Genomic DNA, 13469 nt, shown 5'->3' on the forward strand with positions numbered 1-13469 from the left:
AGGTTCAAATCGGGGGCGTGCCCAAGTCAGCTCCACACGCCAACCAGGTCTTCATCGAACTCACCTCGCCGCAGTCGGTGAACGGCCGCCGCGCGGCCTTCCAGTCGCTGTGGCTGCTGGTGCGCATGCAGCATGCCCACGAGGCCGGAGCCGGCGTGGTTCGGCTGGCCGACCTGCGCGGCGAGGTGTCCGACGCCAGCACGCTGCGCATGGTGGTGAGCCGTGCATTCCGCGACTTCAAGGCCTGGGGCATCGATGCCGGCTGGGGCGAGGACACGCAGCGCGAGCCCCGCTTCCTCAACGCCGAGCGGCGCAGCCAGGGCCCCTTCTGGCTGCCTGCCGCCGAGGCGAAGCGCGTGCGCGTGCTGGTGGAAGGCCGCGCGGCCACCGCTGCCGAGATCGCCTCGTTCCTCGGACTGCGCTCCCGCAGCCATCGGCAGGCCGCCGGTTCGCCGCCGCCCGACGCGGTGCACCTGCAGGACGCCGCCTTCTGGAAGCAGCTCGTCGCCTCGCAGCAGGCGGCGCGGCAGGGGCGGCTGATGGCACCCGTGGCGGGCGAGAAGGCCGGCGAGAACGCGGGCGGCAGCGCGCTCGAATCGATCCGCCTGGCCGGCACGCTCGCCGCCACCGACTTCCAGCGCGCGCTGGTCACGCTCAACGAGGCGATGCTGTGGCGCCGCCTCGGCGACAACGAGCAGGCGCGGCGCCGGCTGCAGGCGCTCAAGAAGCAGCGGCTCGCGCACCACGTGGCGGGCAACGACTACCTGGGTGCGATGGAGTGCATCGTCTCCGCATGGTGCGCCTACACCGCGCGCGACCTGCCGCTGGCGCAGTCGCTGTTGAGCGGCATGGCCGAGGACGCGGTGCGCGCCCTGGTTCTGCGCCACCACCCCGACGTGCGATTCGAGTGGTGCAACCTGTGGGCGCTGGCCTGCCGCTCGCGTGCGCTGGCGCTCGCGGCCGACGACAAGCCCGCCGCCGCCGCGCTGGCGGAGGAGTCGCTGCAGCGCTTCGGCGAGGCGCTGGCGGCGGCGTTCGAGTCGCACTCCTTCGACGCGGCGCAGCACGTGGCGGCCAACATGGGCATGGCCGCGTGGCTCTTCGACCGCGTGGGCCTCGCCGACCTGCCCGCGCTGGCGCACGACGGCAACACCGACACCACCCGCCGCGCGGTGCAGTGGATCGCCTTCAGCGAATGGCTCTGCGGCCACACCGACGGCCAGGGCCGCTCGGCATGGAACGCGATCTACCTGATGCGCATCGCGCGCGGCCACTGCCGGCCGGAGCGGCAGCCCACGCTCGCGCAGTTCCGCGCGCAGAAGCCGCTGGACCCGGCCGCCATCTCGAGGCTCGCCGGCCCGCTGGCCGATGCCTTCGATTCCACCCACTGGCCCGCGCGCTGGGTGCAGGTGGCGCAGGCGCGGCTGGCCGACCACCAGGCCGGGCGCCGACGCTACCCGGGCCTGCAGCACTGCAGCCTGCTGTTCGAGCACGCCTGGTACGCGGCGCATGCGGGCGAGCTGAAGGCCGCCGAGCAATCGCTGGCGCTGCTGCGCGAGGCGCTGCCGCAGCTGGTGCCCAGCGACCGCGCCTACTTCACCGAGTCGTGGAACGACCAGCTGCCGGCCGAGCTGGTGCTGGAAGCAAAGCCGCCGCGCCGTCCCGCCGCCCGCAGGAAACCCACGCAGCGCGCGGCTGTGGCACGCTAGCCGGATACGTCGTTCTCATCCGAGCATGTCCGACAAGCCCAACGACCCCATCGACCTCGCTGCGCACCGCGAACGCCGCGCGCGGCTGCAGCAGCAGCGCCTGCGGGACGGGCGGCGCGACGCCGACCCGTCGCCGCCGGAGCCCGGTCCCGACGAGGTGCCCTGCGCACGGTGCGGGGAGCTCATCTACGGCAAGGTGCGGCAATGCCCGCATTGCGGCGTGCACTTTCTCGGCGGCGCCGCAGTCTTCGCGCCGAAGCCGAAGATGTCGCTGCGCACCAAGTGCATCGTCGTGCTGGTCACGCTGCTGCTGCTCTACATGGGCCTGAGCGACGACATCGCCCGCTGGTGGTGGTAGCGGCAGCGGGGGCGAGGGCTCAGCGCGTGCCGGCCGGCGCGGCGGTCGACTGGCGCACCACCAGCTCGGGGCGCAGCACCACGGTCGATGCCGACATCGAATGGCCATCGATCTCCTCGAACAGCATCTCGGCCGCGCGCCAGCCCAGCTCGCGGTGCGGCAGGCGGATGGTGGTGAGCGGCGGGGCGACCATGTCGACCAGCGGCATGTCGTTGTGGCCGGTGACCGAGATGTCCTGCGGCACGCGCAGGCCCGCCTCGCGCAGCGCGTCGTAGGCGCCCAGCGCGACCAGGTCGTTGCAGCACACCACGGCCTGGGGCGCGGCGCCGGCCGCGAGCATCTGCTTCATCGCCTCGGCGCCGGCCTCGCGGCTGTAGCTCGCGCACTCCACCACGCGGAAAGGCTTCATGCGGTGGTCGCGCAGCGCCTGCTCCACGCCCAGGCGCCGGCCCACGCCGGTGGGAATGGTCTGCGGGCCCGCGAGGTGCGCGATGCGCTTGTGGCCCAGGCCCACGAGGTGGTCGACCGCGAGCTTCATCGCGAGCCGGTCGTCGCTGACGACCGCCGGCAGGCGGCCGGTCTCGTCGGCGCGGTTGACCAGCACGGCCGTCATGCCGGCCCTGGTGACGAAGTCGACCAGCGGATCGTCGCGCGTGGCGGTGGCCATGACCACGCCGTCGACGCGCTGCGCCAGCATGCGCTCCAGCACCGGCCGCGCGAGTGAGTGGTCGACCACGTTGGTGACGAACACGAAGTAGCCGCGCGCGGCGGCGCTGGCCTCGATGCCCTGCAGGATCGGCGGGAACACCGCGTTGGTGATGTCGGGCACCAGCACGCCGATGGTGTGGGTGCGCCCCGTGCGCAGCGCCGAGGCCGCGCGGTTGGGCCGATAGCCCAGGCGCTGCGCCGCCTCCTCGACCACGCGCAGCACCTCCTCGCTGATCAGCGAGCGCTTCTCGGGACTCAGCGCGCGCGAGACGGTGGACACGTGCACGCCGGCGGCGCGGGCGACGTCGCGGATGGTGACGGGCGAAGACGGGGCGGATGGGTTGGCGGCCATTGGTGCAAACGATTGTCGCAGGGGGCATCGGCTCAGGTCGGCTTTCTGCCATTTGAAGACCCCGGATCACCTCCATTTTACTTTTCGGCGATATGGACTAATATCGTGCAAACGATTGCAAAGACTTGCCATGAACATCGCCACCTCCCCCCGCTCGGTGCTGGGCCATGTGCTCGACGCCATGAGACACACGCCCGACCCCAGGCTGCGCACCGTGATGGAAGCGGTCACCCGCCACCTGCACGCGCTGGTGCAGGAAGTGAAGCTGACGGAAGAGGAGTTCGAGCAGGCGCTCGAATTCATCGTCGCCATCGGCCAGGCCACCGGCGAGACCAAGAACGAGGTGGTGCTGGCGGCGGACATCCTGGGCGTGTCGACCGTGGTCGCGCTGCAGAACAACCAGGACCCGCAGGGCGAGTCGCCGGCCGCGCTGCTCGGCCCCTTCTGGCGCGCGAACGCGCCGGCCTGCGTCCAGGGCGAGAACATCGCCCGCTCGGGCACGCCGGGCACCCCGCTGGAGGTGACGGGCACGGTGCGCGACCACGAGGGCCGGCCGGTGGAAGGCGCCACGGTCGATGTGTGGCAAGCCTCGCCCGTCGGCCTTTACGAGAACCAGGACCCGTCGCAGGAGAACATGAACCTGCGCGGGCGCTTTGCCACCGATGCCGAGGGCCGCTTCCACTTCCGCAGCGTGCGCCCGGCCGGCTACCCGGTGCCGACCGACGGCCCCTGCGGCGTGCTGCTGCGCGCGCAGAAGCGCCACCCCAACCGGCCCGCGCACCTGCACTTCATGGTGAGCAAGCCGGGCCACAAGGTGCTGATCACGCAGGTGTTCGCCGACGACGACGAGAACCTCGAGAGCGACCCGACCTTCGGCGTGACGCGCCGGCTGATCGGCCGCTTCGCGCTCGCACCCGACGGAAAGAGCGCCTCGCTGCACCACGACTTCGAGCTCGAACCCGGCGAGATGAAGTTCCCCCGTCCACCGATACCTTGACCACCCCCAGGCTCCGCGCATTTCGTGTCGCTTCGCCAACCCCCTTCGAGGGGGCAACACCGGCGGCCCGGCAAAGCCGGTTCCGCGGTGTTCCGCGAAAAGAAACCGTACCGCCCCATCCACTCTTCTCATCCCTATGACTTTCGACCCAGTCTCCAGACTCGACGGCAAGGTTGCCGTCATCACCGGCGGCCTCGGCGCCATCGGCTATGCCACCGCCAGGCGCCTTGCCGCGCTGGGCGCCACCTGCGTGCTGCTGCACCGCAAGGGCGACGATGCCGCGGCCCGCGCGGCCGCCCTGCCCTCGGCCGCCGGCCAGCGCCATGCGGCGATCCGCGCCGACATCGTCGATACGCCCAGCCTCGTGGCCGCCGCCGCCGAGGTGAAGGCCACACTCGGGCGCTGCGACATCCTGGTCAACAGCGCGGGCCACACCAAGCCGGTGCCGGCCGGCGACCTCGACGCGCTCACGGATGAGCTGATCGACGACATCGTGCGCTCCAACTTCCGCGGCGTGTTCGCCACCATCCGCGCCTTCGCGCCGCTGCTGAAGGCGAGCGGCGACGGCCTCGTGGCCAACATCTCGTCGATCGCGGGCTTCACCGGCGTGGGCAGCAACCTCGCCTACGTGGCGGCCAAGGCCGGGCTCGACGTTGTGGGCGATGCGCTGGCCAAGGTGCTGGCGCCCGCGGTGCGCGTGGTGTCGGTGTCGCCGGGCGCGGTGGAGTCGGGCTTCGTGCCCGGGCGCGGCGCGGAGTTCGCCAGCAAGATGGCCAGCACCACGCCGCTGGGCCGCATCGGCCAGCCGGAAGACGTGGCCGCCACGGTCGAGGCGCTGGCAACCACCATGCGCTTCGTGACCGGCACGCGCATCGTGGTCGACGGAGGGCGCCACCTGTGAGCAACGCCAAGACCCTCATCACCTGCGCCGTCACGGGCAACCTCGTGAAGCCGGAGCAGACGCCGCACCTGCCGATCACGCCGGTGCAGATCGCCGACGAATGCCTGGCCGCCGCCGAGGCCGGCGCGAGCCAGGTGCACATCCACGTGCGCAACCCGGAGACCGGCAAGCCCTCAATGGAAGTCGAGCTGTACCGCGAGGTGGTGGACCGCATCCGCCGCGGCAACCGCGAGCTGATCGTCAATCTCACGACCGGCCCCGGCGGGCGCTTCATTCCCAGCGAGGACGACCCGAAGATCGCCGCGCCCGGCACCACGCTGCTGCCGCCCGAGAAGCGCGTGGAGCACATCGCGCTCATCAGGCCCGACGTGTGCTCGCTCGACCTGAACACCATGAACTCCGGGCCCGACGTGGTCATCAACACGCCGCGCAACGTGCGGCGCATGGCCAAGGTGATGCGCGAGGCGGGCGTGAAGCCCGAGCTGGAGATCTTCGACTCGGGCGACATCAACCTCGCGCTCGACCTCATCGCCGACGGCACGCTCGAGGGGCCCGCCATGTGGACCTTCGTGCTCGGCGTGAAGTACGGCTTCGCGCCCACGCCCGAGACGCTGCTCTACGCACGCAACATGCTGCCGCGCGGCGCCTTCTGGAGCGCCTTCGGCATCGGCCGCATGGAGTTCCCGATGGTCGCGCAGGCCTGGCTGCTGGGCGGCCACGTGCGCGTGGGGATGGAAGACAACATCTACCTGGAGAAGGGCGTGCTCGCCGAGAGCAACGCGCAGCTGGTGGCGAAGGCGCGCGACATCCTCGTGAGCCTGGGCGGTGAAGTCGCCAACCCGCGCGAGGCCCGCGCGATGCTGGGCCTGCCCGATGCGAGGAGCTGAACGATGAGCGCAGCAGCCATGCACACCGCCCACAGCCCGCGCGCACTGCGCGTGAACGGGAAAGCCGCCGACCTCGACGCATTGCGGCTCGAAGCGGCACCGCAAGCCGAGCCGGTGCCGCCGCCCGGCCATGCCGTGGTGCGCATCGCCGCCGCGGCGGTGAACCCCAGCGACGTGAAGGCCACGCTGGGCCTCATGCCGCAGGCCGTGTGGCCGCGCACCCCGGGCCGCGACTTCGCGGGCACCGTGGTGAACGGCCCTTCGGAGTGGATCGGCCGCGAGGTCTACGGCTCCGGCGGCGACGTCGGCATCACGCGCGACGGCTCTCATGCGCGCTACCTGGTGCTGCCCGAGCAGGCGCTGCGCGCCAAGCCGCGCGGCATCTCGATGGACGAGGCCGGCGCGGTGGGCGTGCCCTTCGTCACCGCCTACGAAGGCTTCCGCCGCAGCGGCATGCCGCAGGCCGGCCAGACGGTGCTGGTGCTGGGCGCCAACGGCAAGGTCGGGCAGGCTGCGGTGCAGCTCGCCTCGCAGGCCGGCGCGCGCGTGATCGCGGTGCAGCGCCGCGCCGGGCCGTTCGAGGGCTTCGCGAGCGGCCCGGTGGACACGATCGACGCGCGCCACCATGCCGACGTGGGCGCGCGGGTGCGCGAGCTCACCGACGGACGCGGCGCGAACATCGTCTACAACACCGTGGGCAGCGCCTACTTCGAGGCGGCCAACAAGGCGATGGCCAAGGGCGCGACGCAGATCTTCATCGCCACGCACGACCGCGCGGTGCCCTTCGACATCTTCGCGTTCTACCGCGGCATGCACACCTACGTGGGCATCGACTCGCTGGCGATGGACTGCGTCGCCAGCACCGCCCAGCTCGACGCGATGCGCGAGGGCTTCGAGCGCGGCACGCTCAAGCCCTTCCCGGTGGCGCGCCACTTCACGCTCGACGAGGCGCACGAGGCCTACCGGCTGGTGCTCTCGGGCAGCACCGACCGCGTCGTGCTGCGGCCCTGAAGGCCCTGAACACTTTCCGGAGCACACCCATGCACGTCACCCGCTTCGCCGAGGCGCCGCACTACGAGGCGCCCAACCATTTCGACATGCGCTGCCTGCGCCTGCAGGGCAAGGAAGCCGGCCCGTCCACGCAGATGTGGATGGGCATGAGCCAGATCCTGCCCGGCGGCCGCACCGGCCTGGACGGCTCGCCGATGGAAAAGCTCTACCTCGTGCTCGAAGGACAGCTGCACATGGTCGGCGAGATCGACGGCACCCGCCAGGAAGAAGTGCTCGGCCCCTACGACAGCTGCCGCTTCGCGCCCGGCGAGAAACGCCAGCTGGAGAACCGCGGCAACCGCCCCGTGCTGGTGGCGCTCGTGATGCCGAACGCGCCGCCGGCATAGCGCCCCTTCCCTCTCTTTCCCGGTCATTCATCGCTCAACCAAATAGATCAACGGAGACAAGACGCATGAAGAAGACTTTCAACTGGAGCCGGCGGCAGACGCTTGCCGCGGCGGCGGCCCTCGCGGCCTGCGCGCTCACCGGCGCCCACGCGCAGGGGCCGTGGCCCGGCACGCAGGCGGTGAGGCTGGTCGTGCCCTTCACCGCCGGCAGCGGCACCGACATCGTCGCGCGCCTGGTGGCCGAGAAGCTAGGGCCCGCGCTGGGCACCAGCGTGATCGTGGACAACAAGCCCGGTGCTGGCGGCACGCTGGGCGCGGCCATCGTGGCCAAGGCGCCGGCCGACGGCTACACGCTGCTGGTGCACTCCGCCGGCCATCTCGTGAACCCGTGGATCTACAAGGGCCTGTCGTACGACACCATCAAGGACTTCACCGGCATCACGCCGATGGCCAGCCTGCCCAACGTGCTGGTGACTGCGCCCTCGCACTTCGCCGACGTGAAGGACCTCGTCGCCAAGGCGAAGGCCAAGCCCGGCGGCTTCAACTACGGCTCCGCCGGCAACGGCTCGGCCACGCACATGAACGCCGAGGTGTTCCGCCTCGCGGCCGGCGTCGACGCGCAGCACGTGCCCTTCCGCGGCACGCCCGAGGCCATGACCGAGGTGATGGCCGGGCGCGTCGACTGGTTCTTCGCGCCCATGGTGTCGGCTCTGCCGCTGATCCAGACCGGCAGGCTGCAGGCGCTGGCCGTGGGCACCGGCAAGCGCTCGTCGGCGCTGCCCAGTGCGCCCACCACGGTGGAAGCCGGCGTGCCGGGCTCGGAGTACCTGTTCTGGGTCGGCCTGTTCGCGCCGGCGAAGACGCCGCAGCCGGTGGTCGACCGCCTGCAGGCCGAGGTCGCGAAGATCATGACTTCGCCCGAGCTGAAGGAGCGCCTGGAGAAGCTGGGCGCCGAACCGTTCACGATGCCTTCGGCGCAGTTCAACAAGTTCATCGTCGATGAGACGGCGAAGGCACAACAGGTCGTGAAGGCCGCCAGCATCAAGGTCGACTGACATGGCACCACGCAAACTCCTCTCGGCAGCGGCCATCGCCGCCAGCCTGCTGCTGACCGTCGCCGCACAGGCGCAACCGGCCGACCTCGTCGTCACGAACGCGAAGATCGCCACGCTCGATGCCGCCGGCACCATGGCGCAGGCGATCGCGGTGCGCGACGGCCGCATCGTGGCCGTCGGCAGCGCCGCGCAGATGGGCGCCTTCACGAGCCCCGCGACGCGCACCGTCGATGCGGGCGGCCGCACGGTCGTTCCGGGCCTGATCGACTCGCACATGCACGCGGTGCGCGCGGCGCTGAGCTACTCCACCGAGGTGAACTGGATCGGCGCCGGCACCATCGCCGAAGCGATGGCGCGCATCCGCACCGCGGCCGCCAATGCGCGCCCCGGCGGATGGCTGATCGTGGCCGGCGGCTGGACCGAGCAGCAGTTCGCCGAGCGCCGCCGCCCCACGCTGGCCGAGCTGCAGGAAGCGGCGCCGAACAACCCGGTGTACGTACAGCTCTTCTACGAAGCGGTGGTGATGACGCCCAAGGCGCTGGAGGCTCTCGGCGTCGCGCCCGGCACGCTGCCCGCCGGCATGAAGCCCACGCCAGACGGCGCGCCGGGGTGGATGAGCGGCGACATCGTCGGCATCTCCGCGCTCTTCGACAAGCTGCCCAAGCCCACCTACGACGACAACATCGCCGGCACGCGCGCCTTCTTCACCGAGCTCAACCGCCTGGGCATCACCGGCCTGGTGGACCCGGGCGGCTTCAGCATCGCGCCTTCGCAGTACGCCGCGCTCTTCCAGCTGTGGCGCGAGAAGGCGCTGACGCTGCGCGTGGCCTACAGCGTGTTCGCGCAGAAGCCCGGCGCGGAGCTGCAGGAGTTCCGCGACCTCACGCAGATGCTGCCGATGGGCTTCGGCGACGACATGCTCAAGTTCAACGGCCTGGGCGAACGCGTGACGCTCGCGATGTACAACAACAACTTCCCCGACGACGCCGCGAAGGCGAAGTTCTACGAGCTCGTGAAGTGGGCCGCCATGAAGAAGATGGCCGTCACCATCCACTGGCAGGAGAACGGCTCGGTCGACCATCTGCTGGGGCTGTACGAGAAGCTGAACGCCGAGGTGCCGATCAGGGACCTTCGCTGGTCCATCGCCCACCTCGACGACGCCTCGCCCGAGACGCTCGCACGCATGAAGGCGCTGGGCATCGGCTGGACCATGCAGGACGCGATGTACTTCCAGGGCGACCGCGCGCTGGCCGTCCGCGGCGAGGCGGCGCGGCGCATGCCGCCCATCGGCACCGCGCTGCGCGCCGGCGTGAACATCGGCGCCGGCACCGACGCGCACCGCGTGGCCTCGTACAACCCCTTCGTCGCGCTGCAGTGGATGCTCGACGGCAAGACGGTGAGCGGCAAGGCCATGCGCGGCGCCGACGAGACGCCCACGCGCGAGCAGGCGCTGCGCCTGTACACGCAGGGCAGCGCGTGGTTCAGCTTCGACGAAGGCAGGCGCGGCACGCTCGAAGTGGGCAAGCTCGCCGACTTCGCCGTGCTCGACCAGGACTTCTTCAGCGTGCCGCTGGAACGCATCGGCAAGACCACGTCGCTGATGACGGTGGTGGGCGGGCGCGTGGTGTATGCGGCGCGGCCCTTCGCGGCTGCGGCAGGCGCCTCGGTGGCCTCTGCGCCCTGAGCTCCGCCTTCGCTCAGGTCCCGAGCGCGTGCCGCACCCGCTCGCGCAGCACGGGCAGCACGTCGCTCTCGAACCACGGGTGGTGCTTGAGCCAGCCCGTGTTGCGCGGCGACGGATGCGGCAGCGGGACGAAGCGCGGCGCGTAGTCGGCGAAGGCCTGCACGGTCTCGGTGACGCCCGCGTGCGCCTTCCTGCCGAGGAAGTGGCGCTGCGCGTACTGGCCGATGAGCAGCGTCAGCTCGACCTGCTTCATCTGCGCGAACAGCTTCTCGTGCCACAGCTGCGCGCATTCCCTGCGCGGCGGCAGGTCGCCGCTCCTGCCGCGGCCGGGATAGCAGTAGCCCATCGGCACGATCGCCACGCGCGAGGCGTCATAGAACACCTCGCGCCCGATGCCGAGCCAGCGGCGCAGCTGGTCGCCGCTGCGGTCGTTCCACGGCACGCCCGTCTGGTGCACCGTGAGGCTGGGCGCCTGCCCGACGATCAGCAGCCTGGCGCCCGCGCCGGCCTGCACCACGGGCCGCGGGCCCAGCGGCAGGTGCAGCGCGCACGCGCGGCAGGCACGCACCTCGGCGAGCAGCGCGTCCAGGGCATCGGCGCGAAAGATCTCAATCGGCAAAGGGCTTGAAGAAGGCATTGAGCTCTGCGCCCGCCGCGGCGTCGGCGAAACCGTCGAAGCGGCCCTCGGCCAGCGTGCGCGCGGCGCGGATGAAGCCGCCCCAGGCCGCCCGCGCCAGCCCGCCGCCCACGCTGACGCGGCGCACGCCGAGTTCGGCGATGTCCTTCATCGTGAGTTCGCTCGGCGCGCCTACCAGCAGGTTGACCGGCTTGCCTCCGGCGGCGGCCACCACGGCGGCGATCTGCTCGCGCGTCTTGATGCCCGGCGCGTAGAGGCAGTCGGCCCCCGCGTTCGCGTAGGCCTTGAGCCGCGCGATGGCATCGTCGAGGTCGGGGCGGCCGGCGAAGAAGTTCTCGGCGCGGCCGACCAGCAGCACGTCGGCGCCCGATGCGTCGATGGCCTTGCGCGCGGCACGCAGGCGCTCCACCGCCACGTCGAGCGGAAAGAGCGGATCGGCGGCGTTGCCCGTCGAATCCTCGATGGACAGGCCCGCCACGCCCATCTCGATGGCGAGGCTCACGCTCTCGGCCACGCCCTTCGCATCGGCGGCGAAGCCGTTCTCGAAGTCGGCGTTCACCGGCAGGTCGGTGGCTTCGACGAGCTCGCGCAGGTGCGCGAGGATGTGCTCGCGCGACATCGCGCCGTCGGCGCGTCCCTGCGACCAGGCGAAGCCCGAACTGGTGGTGGCCAGCGCCTTGAAACCCAGGCCTTCGAGAAAGCGCGCGCTGCCCGTGTCCCAGGGGTTCGGAATGACGAAGCAGCCTTGTTCATGGAGGGCACGGAAGTCGGCGCGTTTCTGGTCGATGGTGCGGGTCATGGCGTGGGTCGGCTTTCTTTCTGTTGTTGCGCGGGGGGTGGATGCAGGAAGGGCGGTCAGGATACGCCGGCCTTCGCATCCGCAGCACCCGGCGGGTTTTGCAGCAGGTGGTCGATGAAGGCGCGCACCGCCGGCAGCATGCCGCGGCGCGATGCGAAGGCTGCCTGGATCTCGCTGGCCGCGCAGGCCCATTCGCCGCACAGGCGCACCAGGCGGCCGTCGGCAAGGGCGTCGCGGCACATGATCTCGGGCAGCAGCGCGAGCCCCATGCCCTGCTCGGCCAGGTGCCTCAGCGCGAACATGTCGTCGGTCACGACGTGCGGCGTGAAGGCGAAATCGTGCGACTCGCTGCCGCGCTCCAGAGCCCAGCGGTAGCGCTCGTTGTCCGCGGGCAGCGACAGCACCGGCCATGCGGCCAGGTCGCCGAGCGAGCGCGGCATGCCCAGCCGCTCCACCAGCGCGGAGCTCGCAAGCAGCACGTCGACTGTGCTGCCCAGCGGGCGCGCGACCAGGCTCGAATCCTCGAAGGGCGGGCGGCGCACGCGCAGCACCACGTCGATGTTCTCCTGCAGCGGATCGACGCGGCGGTTGCTCACCTCCAGCTGCAGCCGCACACCCGGAAAGGCGCGCATGAACGACGGGATCAGCGGCGTGAGCCAGAACTGCGCGAGCGTGAACGGGCAGCTCACGCGCAGCAGGCCCTGCGGCTGCGCGGTGGCCTGCCGAGCCACGTCGAAGGCTTCCTCGCCGGCCGCCACGGTCGCCTGGCAGCGCTCGTAGAACTGCCGGCCCACGCTGGTGAGCAGCAGCCGTCGCGAACTGCGCTGCAGCAGGCGCACGCCGATGCGCTCCTCGAGCAGCGAGACGCGCCGGCTCAGGCGCGACTTGGGAATGCCGAGGTGCCGGCTCGCGGCGCTGAAGCCCTGCTGCTCCACCACGTGGGCGAAGAGGGCGAGGTCGTTGAAATCTTCCATGTTGTCTCGTCGGGTCTTTCTCGTTCTTCTGGCGGAACGATCCGTTCTTTTCAGGCCGATTGCTCGGCGTTCGTTCCATCAGCATCATCGATTGCTCTCCACCGGTCAACCGCCAACTTCACACCCGCACGCACGCCATGAAACTTGCCAGCTTCCACCATCGCGACAGGCTTCGCTTCGGCGTGGTCCGAAGCGACGATGCAGTCGCGGACCTGAGCGGGCAGCCCGGCGCGCCGGCGGGGCTGCTCGAACTGATCGCGCGTGGTGACGAGGGCATGGCCTGGCTGCAGGCGGTGCTGGCCGATGCGCCGCGCGTGGCCTTGTCGGACGTGCGGCTGGCGGCGCCGATTCCCGCGCCGCGCAAGTTCCTCGGGCTCGGCGGCAACTACGCCTCGCACCTCGAGGAAGCCGCGAAGCTCGGCCTGGTGCGGCCGCCGGGGCAGGTGTGGTTCAACAAGCAGGTGTCGTGCGTGGCCGGCCCTTTCGATGCGGTGCACAAGCCCCGCGTGTCCGACCAGTTCGACTACGAGGGCGAGCTGGGCCTGGTGATCGGCCGGCGCTGCCGCCACGTCCGCGCGGAGGACGCGATGGCGATGGTGGCCGGCTACGTGGTGGTCAACGACATGAGCGTGCGCGACTGGCAGATGCGCGCGCCGACGCACACGCTGGGCAAGTCCTTCGACACGCACGGCCCCTTCGGGCCCTGGCTGGTGACGCGCGACGAGATCGCCGATCCGCATGCGCTGCGGCTGCGCACCTGGGTCAACGGCGAGCTGCGGCAGGACGGCAACACGGCGCAGATGATCCACCGCATCGAGGCGATGCTGGTGGAACTGAGCACCGCCTTCACGCTGGAGCCCGGCGACGTGCTGAGCACCGGCAGCCCCGCCGGCGTCGGCGGCCTGATGGACCCGCCGCGCTACCTGGTGCCGGGCGACGTGGTGCGGGTGGAGATCGAGGGCATCGGCCACATCGAGAACCGCGTGGTGGCCGAGCCCGGCGCCACCTGAG

14 protein-coding genes are annotated in these 13469 nt (G+C 71.1%); 10 read left to right on the top strand and 4 right to left on the bottom strand.

Annotated features, from left to right (window positions below; genetic code table 11):
* Nucleotides 1–17: 17 nt before the first annotated feature.
* Both G369_RS0108185 and G369_RS0108190 read left to right on the top strand, forming a co-directional pair.
* Entirely contained in the window at nt 18–1709 is a 1692-nt protein-coding gene (locus G369_RS0108185; RefSeq protein ID WP_019653502.1) for a hypothetical protein, read from the top strand.
* Between the two features lie 25 nt (nt 1710–1734).
* Nucleotides 1735–2067, top strand: a complete 333-nt coding sequence (locus G369_RS0108190; RefSeq protein WP_019653503.1) for a hypothetical protein — start codon at nt 1735–1737, stop codon at nt 2065–2067.
* Nucleotides 2068–2086: 19 nt separating this feature from the next.
* On the opposite strand, the gene G369_RS0108195 is transcribed toward G369_RS0108190, so the two are convergent.
* On the bottom strand, nt 2087–3127 hold the full coding sequence (locus G369_RS0108195) for a LacI family DNA-binding transcriptional regulator (protein WP_019653504.1): 1041 nt from the start codon (nt 3125–3127) through the stop codon (nt 2087–2089).
* Nucleotides 3128–3257: 130 nt separating this feature from the next.
* Here G369_RS0108195 and G369_RS0108200 point away from each other — a divergent pair, with 130 nt between their 5' ends.
* The 7 genes from G369_RS0108200 (at nt 3258) to G369_RS0108230 (ending at nt 10048) form a co-directional block, all read left to right on the top strand.
* Nucleotides 3258–4124, top strand: a complete 867-nt coding sequence (locus tag G369_RS0108200; RefSeq protein WP_019653505.1) for a dioxygenase family protein — start codon at nt 3258–3260, stop codon at nt 4122–4124.
* Nucleotides 4125–4260: 136 nt separating this feature from the next.
* Nucleotides 4261–5025, top strand: coding sequence for an SDR family NAD(P)-dependent oxidoreductase (locus G369_RS0108205; RefSeq protein ID WP_019653506.1), 765 nt, complete (start codon nt 4261–4263; stop codon nt 5023–5025).
* On the top strand, nt 5022–5912 hold the full coding sequence (locus tag G369_RS0108210) for a beta-keto acid cleavage family enzyme (RefSeq protein ID WP_019653507.1): 891 nt from the start codon (nt 5022–5024) through the stop codon (nt 5910–5912). The genes G369_RS0108205 and G369_RS0108210 overlap by 4 nt, the downstream gene beginning before the upstream one ends.
* Before the next feature lie 3 nt (nt 5913–5915).
* Nucleotides 5916–6923: a quinone oxidoreductase family protein gene (locus G369_RS0108215; RefSeq protein WP_019653508.1), complete on the top strand. Its 1008-nt coding sequence runs from the start codon at nt 5916–5918 to the stop codon at nt 6921–6923.
* Between the two features lie 29 nt (nt 6924–6952).
* A complete protein-coding gene (locus G369_RS0108220; protein WP_019653509.1) occupies nt 6953–7309 on the top strand; it encodes a cupin domain-containing protein in 357 nt (118 codons plus the stop codon).
* A 65-nt stretch (nt 7310–7374) separates the two neighbouring features.
* The gene (locus G369_RS0108225) at nt 7375–8364 is read left to right on the top strand and encodes a tripartite tricarboxylate transporter substrate binding protein (protein WP_019653510.1); all 990 of its coding nucleotides are present in this window, start codon (nt 7375–7377) and stop codon (nt 8362–8364) included.
* Between the two features lies 1 nt (nt 8365).
* The gene (locus G369_RS0108230; RefSeq protein WP_019653511.1) at nt 8366–10048 is read left to right on the top strand and encodes an amidohydrolase; all 1683 of its coding nucleotides are present in this window, start codon (nt 8366–8368) and stop codon (nt 10046–10048) included.
* Between the two features lie 13 nt (nt 10049–10061).
* Here G369_RS0108230 and G369_RS0108235 read toward each other — a convergent pair whose 3' ends face one another.
* The 3 genes from G369_RS0108235 to G369_RS0108245 are packed head-to-tail and all read right to left on the bottom strand — an operon-like array spanning nt 10062 to nt 12458.
* Nucleotides 10062–10685, bottom strand: a complete 624-nt coding sequence (locus tag G369_RS0108235; protein WP_051127556.1) for a uracil-DNA glycosylase family protein — start codon at nt 10683–10685, stop codon at nt 10062–10064.
* Nucleotides 10657–11484, bottom strand: coding sequence for an isocitrate lyase/PEP mutase family protein (locus G369_RS0108240; protein ID WP_019653513.1), 828 nt, complete (start codon nt 11482–11484; stop codon nt 10657–10659). The genes G369_RS0108235 and G369_RS0108240 overlap by 29 nt, the downstream gene beginning before the upstream one ends.
* 56 nt (nt 11485–11540) lie before the next feature.
* Nucleotides 11541–12458, bottom strand: a complete 918-nt coding sequence (locus G369_RS0108245; RefSeq protein ID WP_019653514.1) for a LysR substrate-binding domain-containing protein — start codon at nt 12456–12458, stop codon at nt 11541–11543.
* Nucleotides 12459–12595: 137 nt separating this feature from the next.
* Between G369_RS0108245 and G369_RS0108250 the strand changes: the two genes are divergently transcribed.
* The gene (locus G369_RS0108250) at nt 12596–13468 is read left to right on the top strand and encodes a fumarylacetoacetate hydrolase family protein (RefSeq protein WP_019653515.1); all 873 of its coding nucleotides are present in this window, start codon (nt 12596–12598) and stop codon (nt 13466–13468) included.
* The last annotated feature ends 1 nt before the right edge of the window (nt 13469 follow it).

Source organism: Variovorax atrisoli 110B (genome assembly GCF_000382045.1).
GTDB classification, from domain to species: domain Bacteria; phylum Pseudomonadota; class Gammaproteobacteria; order Burkholderiales; family Burkholderiaceae_C; genus Variovorax; species Variovorax atrisoli.

What these genes read in the sequence shown, in the direction of transcription:
- G369_RS0108190 (WP_019653503.1), top strand. Translation starts at nt 1,735, where the DNA reads ATGTCCGACAAGCCCAACGACCCCATCGACCTCGCTGCGCACCGCGAA.
- G369_RS0108195 (WP_019653504.1), bottom strand. Translation starts at nt 3,127, where the DNA reads ATGGCCGCCAACCCATCCGCCCCGTCTTCGCCCGTCACCATCCGCGAC.
- G369_RS0108200 (WP_019653505.1), top strand. Translation starts at nt 3,258, where the DNA reads ATGAACATCGCCACCTCCCCCCGCTCGGTGCTGGGCCATGTGCTCGAC.
- G369_RS0108205 (WP_019653506.1), top strand. Translation starts at nt 4,261, where the DNA reads ATGACTTTCGACCCAGTCTCCAGACTCGACGGCAAGGTTGCCGTCATC.
- G369_RS0108215 (WP_019653508.1), top strand. Translation starts at nt 5,916, where the DNA reads ATGAGCGCAGCAGCCATGCACACCGCCCACAGCCCGCGCGCACTGCGC.
- G369_RS0108220 (WP_019653509.1), top strand. Translation starts at nt 6,953, where the DNA reads ATGCACGTCACCCGCTTCGCCGAGGCGCCGCACTACGAGGCGCCCAAC.
- G369_RS0108225 (WP_019653510.1), top strand. Translation starts at nt 7,375, where the DNA reads ATGAAGAAGACTTTCAACTGGAGCCGGCGGCAGACGCTTGCCGCGGCG.
- G369_RS0108230 (WP_019653511.1), top strand. Translation starts at nt 8,366, where the DNA reads ATGGCACCACGCAAACTCCTCTCGGCAGCGGCCATCGCCGCCAGCCTG.
- G369_RS0108235 (WP_051127556.1), bottom strand. Translation starts at nt 10,685, where the DNA reads ATGCCTTCTTCAAGCCCTTTGCCGATTGAGATCTTTCGCGCCGATGCC.
- G369_RS0108240 (WP_019653513.1), bottom strand. Translation starts at nt 11,484, where the DNA reads ATGACCCGCACCATCGACCAGAAACGCGCCGACTTCCGTGCCCTCCAT.
- G369_RS0108245 (WP_019653514.1), bottom strand. Translation starts at nt 12,458, where the DNA reads ATGGAAGATTTCAACGACCTCGCCCTCTTCGCCCACGTGGTGGAGCAG.
- G369_RS0108250 (WP_019653515.1), top strand. Translation starts at nt 12,596, where the DNA reads ATGAAACTTGCCAGCTTCCACCATCGCGACAGGCTTCGCTTCGGCGTG.